The organism is Psychrobacter sp. JB385, assembly GCF_900163785.1.
Taxonomy (GTDB): Bacteria; Pseudomonadota; Gammaproteobacteria; order Pseudomonadales; family Moraxellaceae; genus Psychrobacter.
The window spans coordinates 212,388-231,189 of the sequence record NZ_FUKN01000013.1 but is presented as its reverse complement, the minus strand read 5'-3'; the positions used below and the strand labels follow the sequence as shown (position 1 = coordinate 231,189).

Below are 18,802 nucleotides of genomic sequence, written 5' to 3'. Positions count from 1 at the left end.
AGACTCTAAAACTGCCAGCTATACACCACATCGACTACGTTTTCTACCGCTGAAGTCGCTTCAACATAGATACGACGAGTCAACTGGTAACGAACCGATAGGCTATTTTGTGCATTGAATACACCGACACCATAGCGAATATATAAATCGGGAGACACATAACCTGTTACATTGACATTGGTGTCCTCACTGCTACCTGACGCATCGACTGTCAGGCTTTGAAAACCAAAGGCTTGTCCAATTTGATTGGTTAAGTTACGCGTACCACCCAAACCAAAATTCAATCCAGCGGCTGCCAAATTGTTGGTCACTTGCGACTTAAATCCTTGCTCACTGATCTGTGTGGCACTTCTATTATCAATTCGACCAGTTACTAGAGCGTTCATCGCTTGCTGCTGAGTTAAACCTGCATTATTAAAGACAACAATATTTGGACTTTCCGTACTGCCTTTGACACGTACACCCACAGTCTTACCGCTGATCTCTTTAACAGCTTCAATACTAAGATTTGGCTTCATGACATCGCCATTGAAACGTACTTGGCCATAGTTAAGGTCTAAATTCTGACCAAAGATACCAACACTAGTACGACGTGATACTTGCACCACACCCCTTGCACGCATGACACCCGTACCAGATTGAGTGATATTAATCGCGCCTGCCAATGGAATCACGGCACCAAAACCACGGAAGTTGATATCATCGCCCAAATCGACGCCAACATCAGCATTGATAGACCAAGGTTTTGAGACAGCCAATACGTCATTAATATTGCCAATCAGACGACGATCAAGTACAACGGCATCTTCGGTTTGTGTAATGATATCTTCGCTGGCTTCTGGTGGACGAATAGTCGCTGAAGGCACAGTGACAGCGCCCTTAATATCGACATAACGATCAGTTGGACGTACGATAATATCAACATCAGGATTAATCTCAGCGACCAGTAACGGTGGCTGCGTGATGACCAAACGCTCTCCCACGATACTCAATTTGGCTTGTAGCTTTTGTTGCCAATTAACTGTCCCTGTTAAAGTGCCATTACCAGTACCACTTTTAAACGAGCCATCAATGGTTGCCTGTGTGCCGCGAATTTTGGCCTCAGTATTTATATTGGTCAAATTCACTGGCAAGTCAAGCATCGCAATACGCCCATTAGCAAGCTTTACATCACCGTAAAACTGCGGTGTATCTAATGTACCGCCAAGCCCACCTGCCATCGTGATATTGCCCTCAAGTACTCGCATACCTGGTAAGAAAGGCTTAAATACCGCTAAGTTAAGCTCATTTAGCACCAGTGCACCAGAGATTGGCTTAGGCGCTTTATAGGGGTCAACCACGACTTCAGCATAGCCGCGAGCACCGCGGCCCGTATTGATGTCAGTACGCAGCTTGATACCCTCAGGGACTGATAACGCAATAAGTGACACACGCTTGTAAGGCAATGATACAGGTGCACTATCACCATCTTGGATTAGGCCGATTTTGCCATTATCCGAGTATAATGTCGTATTGATAGTTGGCGGGCTACCTTTTTGCCAGCCGACAATAGCCTTACCGTTAATCTTGGCTTGCCATTCAATATCTTTAGGTAAAAAGACTGAGAACAATGACGTATCTAAATTTTGCAAAGCAACATTGACCTCACCTTTATCTGGCGATGCCACTAAGTTTTCGCGTAAGCACAACTTACCCGTTTGATCAGAAGCTTGCCAACAATGCGCTGCCAGTTGCACTTTTAGGTCACTATTTTTACCGTTCTGGTTATTAGGTAAATTCACAATCAGTTGTGCAGGCTGTAACTGGTTTAAGGTGGCGTATTTAGATTTGATACGTCCTCGACCAATCACACCCGACCAGCTAAGATTGCTCCGATTAAAACCGCCCTTAAGCCTTGCATTGATATCAAGCTGGTCGTTGGCAACGCCTAGATCGACGATATGTGACTGCTCAGTGCCATTAAAGGTAACATTAAGGCGTTTAAAGCTTTGACCAGCTGCATCCAAACCCTCAGCCGTGACAATCAGCTGGCTTGGGCTATTTGCCAAGTTGACCAGCTTGCCGCGCACGCGTCCTTGACGTAAGACAAAACCTGGCAATGCAAGACGCTCACCTACCAAGTCAATATAGATGGTTGGTAACGCTTGTCCTGCTGGTTGCGCTAAAGTCGCACCGCCTGTGACTTTACCTGTCAGCTTGTCTGAAAGCTGATCCAAACTGGTAATATTGATTTTTGCTTGTAATTGCTTGGCATTACCATTTGCAGTAATGTAATTATCACCCCAACGCAGTACCAGATTGTCCGCATTCAAACTATCAATCAAGGCATTAACTTGTCTGTATTGTGCTTGCGCGTCTTGCGTTTGGAGACGTTTGAAATAACCTGCTAAGTCTTTTGGCAGACGCATTTTTGCGGCCAAACTGCCTTTGGCGCTAAGCGTCTGACCTTTTAGCATGCCTCTAAGATCGATCTGATCAACATTGATGGTTTGCTGTGTATCACTCCAACGACCATCCGTTTTAATGGTACCCGTAATAAGACTTGGCGTGTCTTTAAGGAAGTATCCTAGGTTAAAGCGATCCATGACCGCATCAATATCCCAAGCAATCCCTTGACGCACATCTATGGTGCCTTTGGCATCAATACTACCTGCTGCGCCTACATGACGCAGACGTTTGATACGAATCAGTTGCGAATCGCCACTAGCATCAATGGTCAACTTACCTGCTGGTAGTTGCTCTGCATCTAGTATGCCATCGAAATTGACGGCAAAGCGCTGCAACTTGCCTGCTGCATTGGCTTGGTTTTTGGGCGCAGTTTGCCACTCACCACTGGTTTTTAAATCACCTGTAATGATTGCTGGGTTATTAGGCAAGAAATAGCCTAAATTAAACTGATCAAAACGGCCATCAATGGTCCAGCCAATATTTTTGCGCAAATCAATAACACCTTTGGCATTCACTGCGCCCGCTTCACCATTGTAATTGACCTTGCGGATGCTGATCAGGTTTGGCGTGCCTGCTGCATCGATGACAAGGCGTCCTTTCGGTACATCGGCTGTATCAATCTGTCCATTGAATCTTGCATCAAAGACAGACAGCTCACCACCAACGATATCGACACTGGCATCACCGCCACCTGTGATGCCAATAGTACGGCTATCTTGCGTGGCATCCAGCTGTGCCTGCAAATCCGTATTGTTCAAAGTAATGATATGGCGCTGACCACTTACACCGCCTTTGGTAATATTCAATAGACGACCACGCGCACTGATGCTACCAGTCAAACGCTCAAGTGGTAAATCACTGCGATACTGTTTGGGTAGCAGACCCTTGGTACGCGCATCGACTTGCCATGATAATGGACGACGTTTGCTTGCCAGCTGAATCTGTCCAGTGCCTGATAAATCGCCCACTATACCTGTATAGTTAAGACGGTTAATATCAATGACGTCACCCGCTTTACGCAGGCGCACATCGTAGTTTCCTTTGGGGGCAGCATTCAACTCATTGATGACGGCCTTGCCATCGACAGAGAGTCGTGACCCCTGAACAATGACATTCGCTTGTCCACTTGGACTGTCAATATTGCCGATATCGGGTACATTTCGACGGATGAGGTTCTCCCATCTTGCATCAATATACCAAGGCGCTGCTTGCTTAGATTTCGCTGATGTCTTACCAGCGACCATATTGGCATTGAGGTGCTCACCATCTCGTTGACGCAAATCTGCATCAATCTGTGTATTACCAGATCTATTCTGAAGCTGATAATGCAATGACAACCTACCGTTAAGCTTTTGCGGTGCATACGCTTTAAAGTCGGCATATTCATTCGGAATGGCTTTACGAATGTCAAAATTGCTACCAGTCGCTCGCAGTTTTGCATCAAAGCTGTTTTGCCAATCCAAAATACCTTGCAATATCAAATGACCCGCAGGCACTTCGGCATCCAAGCGATCAATACGTAATTGACTGTTTGCGATAATACCGCGACCTTGATAGTGACCTGACGGAATATCTTTTGCTGTGAGCTCAGTATTGATTCGCAGACGTATCTCTGAGATAACCCCTGTTGCAGTTGCTCGACCACTTTTTAGACGGATATTCTGATCTTCGGCATAGGGAATTAAAATATCATCCCACTGCAATTTTGCTTGGAACGGCGCATCAGTATCCAGTCCTTGTACAACGAAATCGCCACTCACATCACTATCATTATAGCGACTACGTACTTTACCAACTGTACGCTTTAGCGTTCCTGTTGCGGTAATATTGAGCGGATCAATATAGGCTTTGTCTAAGGCACTGACTTCTGCAATGGCGCTTAAGTCCAGCGGATAATCCCCTTGCAAATCAATATTACCTTGCAACGCACTGACTTTAACTATGTCGGCATAGCGTAGATCACCACGCCCAACCGTCACTGTACTACCGACCCATGTCAAATCACGGGCAGCAATATCATGAACAATGATAGGATCTTTAGTCACTTGCTTATAGATAACTTTTTTAATATTAGCTTGATCAAAACGCAAGTTCACTGGCAACTGTAAGGTTTTATAGTCGAATGGCTCACCTGTTGGCGGCTTACTATTGAGAATCTCAATGGTTTGTATGTCCGCTTCACGCAAATGTACTTCTTTGGCAAACACGGCACGCCAACCAATCTTGACATAGGCTTTATCGACCAGCACCTCAAGATCTTCAGTCGCATCGATATCGATGTCCGTAATCCAAATACCATCACGTAAGTTACCGCGCCCGTATTTAAACTTGATTCCTGTCTCAGCACTGATTTTGTCTAAGACAAACTTGGTACCTGAATCGGTACCTACCGCATAGAAAAAGACTGCAAACATAATCGCTAATACGATTAAAATCAGTACCAGTAGCTTAAGTAAAAAAGACAGCGGATACCAACGTTTGACTGCACGAGCATCGCGCTGTGCTGGATCTTCCTCTGGTGAGTTATTAGGCGGGGTATTATTTGTCAGCATGACACTCAACTACGTTAAAGAATGATTACCAGCAATCGGCACGATAAATAAAAAAACACTAAATCCAATTATAAAGGAGAGCCAATAAAGAAATGCAATCTGATTGGAATGCTATCTTCTGTCACGCCAGCGGCCACATCGACTCTCACCACGCCAACAGGTGAGGCCCAACGAACCCCAACACCAACACCAACTTTTGTCTCAGTATCAAAATTCTTGTCATAGGCATTACCTACATCAGTGAAAAATGCCCCACGAAAGCCAGGTCTAAATTCGTAATTGTACTCTGCGCTACCCACTGCAAGAATCTGTCCACCGGTCAGATAACCTTTATCTATCGGAGATAAGCTTTCATAGTCGTAGCCTCGGATACTCTGATCACCACCTGCAAAGAAGCGAAGTTTATAAGGCACGTCATAAAAATCATCTGCCCAAATATAGCCTGTATTAACACTGCCTAGTACCTGATGCTTTTTGTCTTCGCCAAAACTATAGATACCACTGACCCCTGCACGCGCAATTGCCAAATCGGTATCACTAAAGGCGCTCTTTGCCCCAGCTTCAAGTGAATAATACTGTCGTATACCACGCGTTGGATTGGTCGCGTTATCAACACTGGTTTTATTAATACCATAGCCAAATAGCAATGCTTTTTGCTTAGGATTAGAAGAAGTGAAACGTATGGGAAGATCGTCCAACTTGGTATCATCAACGCCTGTTTCAAGCTCATCCAAACGATAGCGTACAGAGTAGCTGCTATTCCAGCCTTTTTCACGACGGATATTGCGGTTCAGTGCTGCTTTTAGTGTGCGAGTAGACAGATCGAAGTTACCTTCGCCTTGATCGATTAACTCTTCTTCATACGTGAGGCGTCCTTCCAACTTGTCATTGAGTGGATGCTTCCAAGGGCGACTGGCGTAAACGCCTATATTTTTATTAATTCTTGAGACTTCAGTTTCTGCTCCCGCCTGATAACCTTGACGGTTCAATAAATTGTAATCGATTTTTGCCGTTGCTCGTACGCCTGTATCGGTGCCATAACCGAGACCAACTTGAGCATCCCGAGGCTTACTAGAAGATACGAAAACATACAGCGGTACTTTTTTACTTTCTAAAACATCTTGCGGGGTTTTGCGTCCTGCTAGTGTTGGTGGCACAAAATTCTCATCTGCAAGAATACTTTTTTCGTCAGGGAATATTTTTTGAGCCACATTACTGATTGAATCACTGATTTTGCCTAACAGATTCTGCGCTTCTTGATCTTTTTCATCTAATACCCGATCATCTGGTAAGTTGCTCAAGCGTTCTGCTTTTCGTCTAATGGCTTGCAGTTTGTCTAGTGTTTCTTCATCTGCCTCAAACTCAAGGGTAGCAATATCAGCTGGGTTCACTGTATCGCCACTGTTGGCGCTAGTATCACTTTCACTTGCTGCAACAACCTCACCAGAAGTACTGGCATTGTCTTGACTGATATTACGCGAATCATTGGCTGCTGCTAAGTTTTCTGTACCATTAGCATTGCCATTGGCACTATTAACATCAGTGGCGACTGTGCTTGTTGTGCCGTCACTGTTGATATCACTATCTAGCGCTTCATTATTGGTATTTGGCGCATTGCTAAATGCCAATGTGCTGGCTTCACTGCGTTCATTTGGCGGCAGTATTGATTCGACGTTGACCGTATTAAAGTAACGTGTGGCTGACAAATCGTTGCTAAACTTAGTCACGTCTGGACGATAAAACGGATCGCCAGGCTTGAAGTCAAACAACTGCTGTAACAATGACAATTCAACAGGCAGTTTATCTGGATCTTGCGTCAGTGTGTTGGTTTCTGCATCATAAGTAAAAAACACCACATCATCAAACTCATAACGATCGCCAGTGTTATAGATTAAAGAGATGTCTGCTGTGTTGTCAGGCAAGATGATATCGACAGACTTGTTTAGCCAATATTGATCGAAATACCCATAGGTGTTGCTCAGCGACTCAAGTGCAGCTTTGCTGTTTTGATACACACGGTGATTAAAAATATCGCCCTCTTGTGGCGGCAGCTCTTTTTCAAAATCAATAAATTCTTTTTGTTCGCGGCCTTCACCGCGGACCTCAACAATACGGCTATCCACGCGCACAGGCTCACCCAACTCATCGATAATGACATCTATCGTATCGGCATTGGGCTGGCGTAGACGCAAGGTAACATCATAATAACCAACAGCTTTGGCAGCATTTAACGCGGTTTCACGTAACCGAGGTAAGGCAGCCGTAAAGTCGACCACTGATTGTACGGTTGTATCATCAAGTGCTGCTTTGATGTTTTTCATAGGCTGAATATCATCATCCGCCTTAATTACTTTTGATGTATTATCCACCGTACCATCAGGCGCTGCTTGACTCATATAAATCGTGGTGTCTACGTGTGGCAATGTCATCGCACCGTTATTAAACAAACGGTTATAAAGGCGTTTGACGATATTTCCTCTATTACGAGCTAAAGGTTTGGGTTTGCTCGCTTGTTCGATGCTTTGGCTAATCGCCTGATCTTCTGTTTGATAATCTGGCAAGTAATCATCAGGATTTATAATATCTGATGATGAGGTGCCCTCTGCACCAGTGACCTCACCTGCTGCAACGATACCTTCACTCGCTCCTTCCTCATCTCTACTACTAACCGCATCGCTTACATTGATCGGACGCGACATCACCTCAGACGTTTCGGCTTGCTCATCTGCTGTTCCATTTCGACCTAATGTATCGAGATTATTGGGTATGGGCAAACTGTTCGCATCCAGTTCCGCATCTAAGCCAATTGGCGGGGTAGTATCTGCCAACGTCGCAATTGGCCCATCAAAATCATTATCATTGCGATTGATAGGATTATTGTTACCGTTACTACTACTGTTTATGTTCTCAATATCTTGCGTATTTTGTAGATCCATCGCAGCCAGCTCACGATCAATCTGTTCAGGCGTCATCATCTGATAACCCTGTTGTTGTATCGCTGCGGCTTGTTGCGCCAAATCGTCATTGGCATTCTCAGACAGATCAAGGTCGCTATCTACGTTTTCTGCATAATCCATATTGGTCTGAGTATTAGACGCACTCGAAGACTGGGTATTTGGGTTCTGCGTGGTTCCAGTTTTTGACTCTGATTTTTTAGCTCCTAGGCTTTGTTCGGCGTAATCATCTAGTACAGATTGCTCGATGATGCCTTGTTCTACGGCCTTTTTTAAACGCAGTGCATCTAGGGCCATATTAAGCTGATCATCATTTTGCTCAATATTGCCTTCTACCAAGTTGGCTGCCTGAGCGGTCATGGCTTGATCAGTAATAGATTGATTGTCGATTGTTGCATTATCGGTAGTATCGGCAAATGCTATAGGCGTAATACCAAAACCGACTAGGCTGGTTGCTAATGCTGTAAAAAGTGCGGAACGTCTAAAGTACATACGTGAGACATTATCATGCGTATCGTTCATCGTCTTTTGAACATTCTCTTGATGGCTGTGGTTACTAATATCATCCTGTGTATTGACAATAACACGCGGCATGATTGATACGGTGCGCGATGGCGTTGAAGGCTGATGTTTCATGTTCGGTTCCTATCACCTCACGCGGCACAATATTATTAGCGATGACAATCGCCAAGTCTTACCGGTGGATAAACGTCAAGCAGTTGATGAAAATGATGGTGGCTTTCTTACCTACTTTAGATAATGATAGCCCAAAAAAACGAACTTTAGTCTTGTTTTGTACTCACTAAGAGATGAAATTGGGTGATAGCGAACCTTTAGCCCCACTCACACCTTATAAGGTAACAATGCGAAATTTACAAATCATAACTTAGTTAATTATGAAATCATAGCATAGGCTGCATGTATTTTTTCTAAAGCCTTGCTATTATACTTCCTAATATTGACAAAACCTATGCTACATTCAAATAAGTTTTTGATAACATTGACAATTACCGTTATCTCGAAAATTATGTTTGACGTTTTTTTACTCAATCAGCCGCGACCTATCCGCAGGAACTTCCATGGCAAATCAGTTTCAACTGTTTAAGCATCGCCGTTTCAACGCTATGTTTTTTACCCAATTTTTGGGCGCGTTTAATGACAATATTTTTAAACAAGCTCTCATACTGGTTTTGACTTATACCGCTGCCAGTCAGTTAGGGATGGAAGTGAGCATTTTAAATAACTTGGCTGCCATGTTGTTTATTTTGCCTTATTTCTTATTTTCGGCGCTGGCAGGACAAATTGCCGATAAGTTCGAAAAATCAAAACTCACGCGATTGATTAAATTGCTGGAGTTGGTGATTATGGCAATTGCTGCGGTGGGCTTCGTTTTTGAGTGGTATGCACTATTGTTTGTGGCGTTATTCTTAATGGGTACCCATTCGACTTTTTTTGGACCGATTAAGTACGCGTATTTGCCACAAGCGATGAAGGAAGATGAGTTGGTTGGCGCCAATGGGCTGTTTCAAATGGGCACATCGCTTGCCATTCTTTTGGGTATGATTATCGCGGGCGTGTTAACTCAGTTATCACAGTCGCTATATTGGATCAGTGCCACTGTATTGGTTGTCGCGGTATTGGGTTATTTAGCTGCTCGCTATATTCCCACCATGCCTGCGATGCAGCCCAATTTGAACATCAATTGGAACATCATCACCACCAGCTTATCAACCATTCGCTATTTATACTCCTTGCCTTTTTTATTCTTTGTCATCCTTGGTAACAGCTGGTTTTGGTTTTATGGAGCCACATTTCTGACGCAAACCCCAGAGTTTAGCAAGGTCATCTTGCAAGGTGATGAGTCGGTGGTTATCTTCTTATTGACCCTGTTTTCTGTCGGCGTTTCAATCGGATCATTACTGTGTAAATCCTTGACCAAAAATCAGGTCAGTCTACGTCTACTGCCCTTTGGTATTGCAGGCCTCAGTATTTTTGCCATTGATTTGTATTTTTCGCTTTCAAGCTTAAACCTCGATGTGAATAATGATGCTTTACTCGGTATTGGTGACTTATTTGGACTCAGCGGTAGCTGGCGTGTGTTTGCAGATCTGTTTTTTTTAGGGTTTAGCGGCGGGTTATATATCGTACCTTTGTACGCCTCTATGCAAGCCTATGCACCTAAAAGCCATCGTGCTCGCATTGTGGGCGCCAATAATATCTTTAATGCCATCTTTATGGTGACCTCGGCAATCTTTGCGATTGTTATTTTGAACGCCTTAGGTTTAACATTGCCTCAGCTCTTCTTAGTGACAGGCCTGCTGAATATTGCCTTTGGTGCGTTTTTATATATCAAGCTCAACAAACACATCAAAGATGCAGTCATCCAAACAAATGATGGCATCAGTCCGTAATCTTATCGCTTGTAATATGAACGTTGTAAATGAGAAATTCGTGCGGATAATTTGGATTATTTGCTATAGTAAAAAATGAGTCATTATGATGATAATCTCAAAGCAGTCGGCAGTTTTATTGTATTGATAATGCCTTATTGATAGAACATATTTATACTACCTTAAGCCTTACCGTATTTTAAGCCATCAGGAGTGAATCATGGCCCCGCGTCCCTTATCCAAAATCGACCATTTATTACTTGGGGTCGACAAGGCATTACGAGCTGTCGTGCCCAATTCCAATCCTAGTACCCGTCCGTTACCTGTAAGCAGCGATGATATTCCTGAGCTTACCATCACAGAAGCACGCCACGTTGCAGGTTTGATGCGTATCAACCATACAGGTGAAGTCTGTGCGCAAGGGCTATATCATGGGCAAGCCTTTGCCGCCAAGGACGAGGGCGTCAAACAAGCCATGCAACACTCAGCCGAAGAAGAAGTCGACCATCTGGTGTGGTGTGAGACTCGTTTAAACGAATTGGGCAGTCATCCCAGCGTCTTTACACCATTATGGTATGGCATGTCCTTCGGCCTTGGAGCGGTGGCAGGTGCCATCTCTAATGAGTTCAGTTTGGGATTTGTCGCCGAAACAGAAGCGCAAGTGAGTGAACACCTGCAAGATCATATCCAGCAGTTACCTGAACACGATCAACGCTCAAAAGAGATACTGGCACAGATGGATATTGAAGAATTGCACCATCGCGAACTGGCTTTGACAAGTGGTGGCGCAGCATTACCACCGCCCGTTCGTCAGACCATGCGCTGGATGGCCAATCGTATGAAAGCCACTGCGTATCATTTGTAGTGCTAAAATAGCGTTTATCATTGCTGATGCAGTAAGCACGATTAGCCATGTAATGATGTATAGTGTTAGCGATAACCTCTAGCTTGGTTAATTCTTACCATTAACAATCCTACTACTGATAGCGTTGAGTTTAATTTGGTAGGGTATTAAAAATTTGTACGATTTTGCCTCACAGACACAACCTAATTGCCATCCCTTTGCTCAACCACGAATAATTAAGGTAACGATTTTTATGAAAGCCAACCACCAATCGACTCTTTCTAGTAACTTGCCAGCCAAGTCGCCTAAACTTGCTACCTTGACAGCGCTAGCGGCTGCCTGTGCAATGATGCTATCAGCGCCTGTTAATGCGGCTGAGACGGATACTACAGCTACGACTAGTACCTCTGTCCCTAGTGCTATGGATTCAAGCAAACGAGTCATTCGTCTTGCACGGCCCAATGCTACCGTCAGTGCCACCGCACCAACTACACAAGCAGCCCCTCAAACAAACGCACCAATGGACGCTATCGCTACTAATACGGCATTAAATACTACTCAGCAAAATAGCAATCAACAAAGCACCATTCAACAGAACCGTGTCCAACAAAATAATGCTCCAATGAATAGCAGCGCCACACAAAGACCAGTGACGGCTACTGGAGCTACCAACGCTGAGCCAACAGGCACGACTCGCGTATATACCCCAAGTCCAATGGTTGCAACTGGCATTGACCTTCGTGGCGGTCAGCTTCCTAATATTCCAACACCGCAAGTACAATTGTCTGACGTCAGTTTTGTCCCAACTGTATTGATTCCTCAACAAAAAGGGCTTGGTACGGATAAACTAGACGTGAGCTTGCTTGATGCGTTTATCGCAGAAGCCTCACCCAACGCGCGCCATTACCCACCAAACTTCCCTAACCGCACCCAGCGCTACAACACGCGTGAAAAAATAAAAGTATTGACTGAATGGATCGAGCCTTATGCCCAATCACCAAATGCTTCTTACGATGTGTTGCTTCGTGCTGCCAAACTAAACGGTATGGGACGTAACCTAGACCTAGGATCAGATTACACCATACGTGGCGGTAAGTATGTTGATCGCGCTATCCAAATCCAACCTGATAGTGGTGAAGCCAACTTTTTATATGGCATGATGTTGTCAGAAGGCGGTGGATTCAAAGAAGGACAAAAATATTTGGATAAAGCGGTGTCTTTGGGATACACAGAAGCAGAGCAAAGCTTGGCACAGTCCGATGTATTGAGTGATCGTCGTGATAATGCATTGCAGCGTTTGCGTCGTCTTGCTGGAGAAAATCCAAACAATACCATCATTCCTCAACAAATTAAGCTGGTAGAAGAAGGCAAGTTCTATATTTGGGACATTCCTGCTCCTGATATCAATGTTAAACCCAATGTCTAATATGCTTAGATAGTCTAGGCCTGATATTGAGCACCATTATGTTATATCGATAGTATGTTGATATGAAATGATGGTGCTTTTTTATGACTGTAAAACTCCCTTTCGTCTATATCTCCTTTACTTATTCCTTTATTTTTATACATATTATGTTTAAGTATCTTAATTCAAATAATAACCATAATTTGACTGTCTACTCTAAAAAATAGAATTAAGTTATCAAGCTTAAATAAAATAGTTTAATTCTAGAAGTTACGCTACACTCATTCTTATCATTATCCTGTGAAGTAATCGCATCCTTATGACTGACGTTTATTGGACTGACCTATGACTTTCGTTCGCTCTATCAAAAACATGGCGGCGCACACTAATAAGCAGCCTCTAACCATCACGTCAGTCGCTTTGATAGCCATAGTCGCGCTTTTGCCTGCCTGTAGCACGGTGTCAGTGAATAAACAAACCTCAGCGAAGACCATCACCGCACAGCGCGGCAATATTGTCACAGGTAAAAATCTCAGTAGCGACACAGCCTCAGCATTATTATCAGCAGGTCTTAATGAACAAGCCTGTATGCAGCAATTTGACTTATGCCTGACTCAGCTGACCGATAGCATCCTAAATCAACACTACCGCTCTGCTCTAGCGATTTTTGCAGAACTACATTATGCAAAAGCACGTCAGCTTGCTGAGTCACAAGATTGTCGCAATGCACTTGCTCGTCCGCCACTTGACCCTTATTATGCCAATGCTCCTTTGAGTGAAGCTGAGTCTCAGACTCAAGAACAAAATACCAGTCGCTGTGTGACCGATTATCAAGCTCGTTTATTTGATGCGATCAAGTCAAGTTACACTTATTTATTTTATGACAGTTTGGCACATGATTTTGAAGGTGCTGATGAAGAAAAGAATGCTTATACGCAAAACCGTATCCCAAGTGATATCGACATCCAAACCCAAGATGTCTATAACGCGGCCAGCAACGATGTTATTACCCAGCTCTATCGCTCAACCAATGGCTCAGAGAAGTCAATGGGCGATGTCAAGGTAGACTACTTACCTACCAACGCTACCAACCTTAGTAATGACAAGCAAGCCGCTATTGCCAATCCTTCCCCGCTAAAAGGACAGACTGTTGATCAAGTCAAAGTCATGAAGGTGCAAGTTGACGACTACGATCTTGGTATTTATTTGCCCAACGAAAATAACTATCTACAGAATGCACACAAGCAAACTTCCGCATTAGCAGATCTCGTATCCACTTATGAGTTACGTCTCTCTGGCCTCAACTCCATTAGCAAGCGTCCAGGATTGGGTATCAGCTTGGTGGCTTCATTAGACGATCGCTATACCACAACGATTCGTCAATTATTGGTCTCCTCATTGTCAGGTCGATTGGCCAATGAAAAGAATGATAGCTCTACTGACGACACTGACCCAAGCACACGTATCTATCCTACAGGACACTTATTGTTAACTGGATTGATTCAGCCCAGTGGGGATAGCGTGCTTGGGGTATTGAGTAGTCGCAAGCTTGATATTCATTTATATAACCCGTACCGAAGCGAAAGCGTTAACCTTTTAAACAATGACTACCCTCTAGCGGCTAACTTCTCTGCAGGTTATGGCTTGTGGCTGTCTGAAAACCAGCTAGATGGCGTCGGCTATTTGAACCTAATCACGCGTCAACCCGAAGAAAGACTGCCCAAGCTATTTATGCTTGAGCCTTATGACCCCGATAAGCGCGTGTTAATTATGCTACATGGCTTAGCATCCAGTCCGGCGACGTGGGTCAACTTGACCAACGATATTCTAAATGATGACAAACTGCGTGATAACTACCAAGTTTGGCAAATATTTTATCCAACCAATCTGCCTATTTTAGAAAACCGTTATCAAATTCAGCGCTTGATTGAGACTACGTATCAGCAAACTGATCCCAAAGGGCAAAATCGCGCCAGCAAAAATAGTGTCATCATCAGTCATAGCATGGGTGCTATTATTGCTCGTATGATGCTCTCCGATGATAACTTGGCCAATAACTTAGATAAATTGGATGACGAAGACCAACTGTCTGGTAGCGAAAAACGTAGAATTCGCGACGCTCTCAAAGCATCCTTTGCAGAAAACCAACTACAAGATCGGTTTGAGCTTAAGGCATTACCGCAAGTGGACACAGCGGTCTTTTTGTCCGCGCCTTTTCGCGGTACAGATTATGCCGATCGTTGGTTTACACGGGCGCTACGTCGCATTGTCTATCTACCCGTTGGCTTGGTAAAAACGGTTACGGATAATTTGGCCACGATTGCGACTCAAGGCGAGTTAGCACAAAACCCACTGGGTGCTTTGTACTTACAAAACGGTGCCAGCCAACTGAGCGATAAGTCATCCTTTATACAATTGACTAAAGACATTGCTATCAACGATCGCGTCACCTATCATTCCATTATTGCCAATAATGATGTCGATATCACTCAAGGCTTGGCGCAAATGCAGCCAAGCGGTGCAAAAGTCGATCTGTCACAGGCGGTAGAAGAAGACACACCCGATGATAAAAATGACGTTGCCGACACCTCAGCGATACCTGCTGAGCCTCTTGTGGCTGCCGTCACGGTCAATAGTGATATAAGCCAAGCATTAACTGAACGCTTGTCAGACGGCATTGTTCCTTACACCAGTGCACATTTAGAAGGGGCAACTTCTGAGACTATTATTAGTGGTGGTCATAGTATCCAAACCAATCCACAAACGATTTTGACCTTGAGACGTATTTTGCATAAACAATTGCAAGAATAATGGCAATCTGTATTATATGATCAATGATTCAGCGCTATCGACTTGCCAAAAAATAAGCGAGCTGGACTATAAGACGTATGGTCAATCCAATATAAAATAAATACAGTACTGCCAACGTCATATTTTCTTGCTTGCTGCGTGTGCGCAGAAAGAGGCTACGAAAATATATTATTGGCAATACATTATTATTGTTGTACGTTTTTTATTTGAAATTAACTATATCATTGAATCATATTTCTCATTGGCATTTTTGACTATACTGGCTATTCATTAACCCCTTGTTATTGAATAGTATTTATTCAATGTTCTAAGGATTTTTTTAACTTTTTTAGATGACTGCTAGGTATGTAACGATGACATCACTTGGCTTGCGTGTATATCTAGGTAAGCGCATAATATGTCTCTAACATATGACAGCAATATATTAATTCGTACGACAATACATTAATTTATAAGGATGTAAGTTATTCAATCCAACGAAACAGTTGTTAGCTTAGCTGCACTTTGTCCCTAATGTTGCTCGCTAGCCGACACTGAGCTACTGCCGTAATACTTGTCATTTTGGTCTATAGACAATTACGGACAGTTACTTAAGCGTTTTATGGAAGCTAGCGCTGTTCAGGTAACAGATAAGGGTAACCATTTATGTTCGCTACGTTTATGATTGACCAGCTCGATGCGCTCTTGCTCGCACGCATCCAGTTCGCTTTCGTTATCTCATTCCATATCGTCTTTCCTGCTTTTTCCATCGGACTTGCCAGCTGGCTTACGGTGCTTGAATACCGTTGGCTAAAAACTGGCGACCCTATTTATGCCGAAGTTTATAAACACTGGGTAAAAATATTTGCCGTGGTGTTTGGTTTAGGGGTGGTATCGGGTGTGGTTATGTCATACCAGTTCGGCACCAACTGGGCCGTATTCTCCGATAAAGCTGGGAACGTCTTAGGTCCATTACTTGCCTACGAAGTCTTGACTGCGTTTTTCTTAGAAGCTTCCTTCTTGGGCATTATGCTATTTGGTTGGGGCCGCGTGAGCAAGCGTATGCACTTTGCCTCAACTGCCATTGTCGCTGTTGGTACGCTGATTTCAGGATTTTGGATTTTGGCTGCCAATAGCTTTATGCAGACGCCGCAGGGTTTTATGATGGGCGCAGATGGGTTGCTATACCCCACTGACTGGCTTGAAATCATATTTAACCCGTCATTCCCTTACCGCTACGCCCATATGATGACAGCCGCATTCTTAACGACTGCTTTTGTGGTTGGCGGTATCGGTGCTTACTATCTTCAATCTAAAAAGCATACTGAGCACCGCCGTCATGGTCGTATCATGCTAGGTATGGCAATGATTATGGCGATTTTTGTGGCACCTGCTCAAGTACTCATTGGCGATGAGCATGGTCTAAACACATTAGAGCATCAACCTGCCAAAGTGGCAGCGATGGAAGGTATTTGGGAGGATGAGCGCGGGGCTGCTCTGCGTGTATTCGCTATTCCTGATCAGGAAAACCAAACCAATAAATACGAAGTAAAAATTCCTTATGTGACCGGCTTGATTCTTACTCATTCACTAGATGGCGAAGTTAAGGGTCTCAAAAACTGGGCACCTGAAGATCAACCTGTCGTTATTGTTGTCTTTTGGGCATTTCGTATCATGGTTGCTATTGGTATGTTAATGGTGCTGGTTGGCTTGTTTAGTCTTTATAAATATTTTAAAAAGCAGCAATTTAGCCCCGATAGCGTCTGGTTTCACCGTGCATGGATGATGATGACACCACTTGGATTTGTCGCCATATTGGCAGGCTGGTTTGTGACTGAAACAGGTCGTCAACCGTGGACAGTATATGGCGTTATTCGTACCGCTGAAAGTATGTCGCCAGTCGCTGCACAGCAAGTGGCGACGACACTCATTGGCTTTATCATATTGTACATTTTTGTGTTTGGCGCTGGCAGCTTTTATATTTTGCGACTGATTGCGCAAGGGCCCAAACCTTATGAGGATCCAGCAGAAGATCATTTCTATGATCACTCTGTCACTGAATCGCAAGGTCGTGCATTGAGCGGTGATAAAAATGCAGGTGAAAATACTAGAAAAGATGACGCAGAAGATATTAGCAAGCCTGCTGATGATGTCGATGATGGAGGGTTACGCTAATGTTTAACTTCGGTGATGTATTAGACTTACCCTTAATTTGGGGTGGACTTATCGTCCTTGCTGTTTTTGTTTATGTACTGCTCGATGGTTTTGACTTAGGCTGTGGCATTTTATTCCCCTTTGCAGGTTCTGATAAAAATCGCAGCCGCATGATGAACTCTATCGCTCCGTTTTGGGATGGTAATGAAACGTGGTTGGTATTGGGTGGGGGTGGTTTATTTGCCGCTTTCCCAGTTGCTTACGGTATCATCATGACGGGGCTTTATTTGCCCGTGACTGCTATGTTGTTTGGACTGATTATGCGCGGCGTTGCGTTTGAGTTCCGCTTTAAGTCCTCAGCACGTCGTCATGTGTGGGATACTTTCTTTTTTGTTGGGTCAGTCATTGCGACGTTCTCTCAAGGTATTATGCTTGGGGCGCTGGTGCAAGGATTAGAGGCCAGTAACCGTCTTTATACAGGTGGTCCTTTTGACTGGTTAACGCCTTTTTCTATCGTTTGCGGGTTTGCCATGATTATTGGTTACGCGCTGCTTGGCTCGACATGGCTCATCATAAAAACTGAGCACACATTACAAGTCTGGGCACGTAAAGTCTCAGGTTGGCTGCTATCTGCCCTAGTGGTAGCGATGATTGTTGTGACCGTGTTCATGTATTTTTCAGACATTGATGCGCTCGAAGGCTGGTTTATGTTGCCAAGTATTTTATATCTTGCACCGATGCCTGTTATTGCGTTGTTGTTATTTTTCCTTATGCGTAAAGACTTAAAGACAGAACGTGAGTATCGTCCTTTCTTATTGACTGTGGCATTATTTTTGATGGGTTATATTGGGGTTTGTTTTGCCATATTCCCTTATATCGTACCGTATCAGATGACCATTTATGATGCGGCCGCAGCCGATACATCGCTGTCGTTTATGTTAATTGGCGCGGTCATTATGCTACCGATTATCTTAAGTTATACCGCTTTTGCTTATTATACGTTTAAGGGTAAGACAGATCACAACCCAATGTACTAATCGTAAAACGCACTAATCGTAAATAGCAATTTATGATAGATAAGACTGACATTGTGGTTATTACTACTGATGTAGCATAACCACAGCTCATGAGCCAATCAGGAGTTTTTATGAAAAAGCTTAGTAAAAAACAGTCACAATGGTTATGGTTTTTTGGTTTATATGTGGCAGGATTTTTGGTTGTTTTTATATTTGCACAAATAATCAAGTTAGCAATGGGCGTTTGAT

Annotated in this window: 9 protein-coding genes; 7 read left to right on the top strand and 2 right to left on the bottom strand. The window is 43.7% G+C overall.

Annotated features, from left to right (window positions below; translation table 11 throughout):
• Nucleotides 1-5 precede the first annotated feature (5 nt).
• Entirely contained in the window at nucleotides 6-5,000 is a 4,995-nt protein-coding gene (locus tag CZ794_RS08250) for a translocation/assembly module TamB domain-containing protein (RefSeq protein ID WP_087041136.1), read from the bottom strand.
• A gap of 68 nt (nucleotides 5,001-5,068) precedes the next feature.
• Complete coding sequence (locus CZ794_RS08245; RefSeq protein WP_087041135.1) at nucleotides 5,069-8,590, bottom strand: BamA/TamA family outer membrane protein; 3,522 nt, start codon at nucleotides 8,588-8,590, stop codon at nucleotides 5,069-5,071.
• Between CZ794_RS08245 and CZ794_RS14170 the strand changes: the two genes are divergently transcribed.
• From CZ794_RS14170 to cydB, 7 genes are all read left to right on the top strand, one after another.
• Nucleotides 8,589-8,714 (top strand): hypothetical protein, encoded by a 126-nt coding sequence (locus tag CZ794_RS14170; protein ID WP_256958926.1) that lies wholly within the window; start codon nucleotides 8,589-8,591, stop codon nucleotides 8,712-8,714. The genes CZ794_RS08245 and CZ794_RS14170 overlap by 2 nt on opposite strands.
• Before the next feature lie 319 nt (nucleotides 8,715-9,033).
• Nucleotides 9,034-10,365: an MFS transporter gene (locus CZ794_RS08240; protein WP_087041134.1), complete on the top strand. Its 1,332-nt coding sequence runs from the start codon at nucleotides 9,034-9,036 to the stop codon at nucleotides 10,363-10,365.
• Nucleotides 10,366-10,564: 199 nt separating this feature from the next.
• Nucleotides 10,565-11,209, top strand: a complete 645-nt coding sequence (gene coq7 / locus CZ794_RS08235; RefSeq protein WP_087041133.1) for a 2-polyprenyl-3-methyl-6-methoxy-1,4-benzoquinone monooxygenase — start codon at nucleotides 10,565-10,567, stop codon at nucleotides 11,207-11,209.
• Nucleotides 11,210-11,441: 232 nt separating this feature from the next.
• On the top strand, nucleotides 11,442-12,614 hold the full coding sequence (locus CZ794_RS08230; RefSeq protein WP_087041132.1) for a hypothetical protein: 1,173 nt from the start codon (nucleotides 11,442-11,444) through the stop codon (nucleotides 12,612-12,614).
• Between the two features lie 324 nt (nucleotides 12,615-12,938).
• A complete protein-coding gene (locus tag CZ794_RS08225; protein WP_087041131.1) occupies nucleotides 12,939-15,404 on the top strand; it encodes a triacylglycerol lipase in 2,466 nt (821 codons plus the stop codon).
• A 645-nt stretch (nucleotides 15,405-16,049) separates the two neighbouring features.
• Nucleotides 16,050-17,558: a cytochrome ubiquinol oxidase subunit I gene (locus CZ794_RS08220; protein ID WP_087041130.1), complete on the top strand. Its 1,509-nt coding sequence runs from the start codon at nucleotides 16,050-16,052 to the stop codon at nucleotides 17,556-17,558.
• The gene (gene cydB / locus CZ794_RS08215) at nucleotides 17,558-18,574 is read left to right on the top strand and encodes a cytochrome d ubiquinol oxidase subunit II (RefSeq protein WP_087041129.1); all 1,017 of its coding nucleotides are present in this window, start codon (nucleotides 17,558-17,560) and stop codon (nucleotides 18,572-18,574) included. The genes CZ794_RS08220 and cydB overlap by 1 nt, the downstream gene beginning before the upstream one ends.
• Nucleotides 18,575-18,802: the final 228 nt, after the last annotated feature.

What these genes read in the sequence shown, in the direction of transcription:
- CZ794_RS08250 (WP_087041136.1), bottom strand. Translation starts at nt 5,000, where the DNA reads ATGCTGACAAATAATACCCCGCCTAATAACTCACCAGAGGAAGATCCA.
- CZ794_RS14170 (WP_256958926.1), top strand. Translation starts at nt 8,589, where the DNA reads ATGTTCGGTTCCTATCACCTCACGCGGCACAATATTATTAGCGATGAC.
- CZ794_RS08245 (WP_087041135.1), bottom strand. Translation starts at nt 8,590, where the DNA reads ATGAAACATCAGCCTTCAACGCCATCGCGCACCGTATCAATCATGCCG.
- CZ794_RS08240 (WP_087041134.1), top strand. Translation starts at nt 9,034, where the DNA reads ATGGCAAATCAGTTTCAACTGTTTAAGCATCGCCGTTTCAACGCTATG.
- coq7 (WP_087041133.1), top strand. Translation starts at nt 10,565, where the DNA reads ATGGCCCCGCGTCCCTTATCCAAAATCGACCATTTATTACTTGGGGTC.
- CZ794_RS08230 (WP_087041132.1), top strand. Translation starts at nt 11,442, where the DNA reads ATGAAAGCCAACCACCAATCGACTCTTTCTAGTAACTTGCCAGCCAAG.
- CZ794_RS08225 (WP_087041131.1), top strand. Translation starts at nt 12,939, where the DNA reads ATGACTTTCGTTCGCTCTATCAAAAACATGGCGGCGCACACTAATAAG.
- CZ794_RS08220 (WP_087041130.1), top strand. Translation starts at nt 16,050, where the DNA reads ATGTTCGCTACGTTTATGATTGACCAGCTCGATGCGCTCTTGCTCGCA.
- cydB (WP_087041129.1), top strand. Translation starts at nt 17,558, where the DNA reads ATGTTTAACTTCGGTGATGTATTAGACTTACCCTTAATTTGGGGTGGA.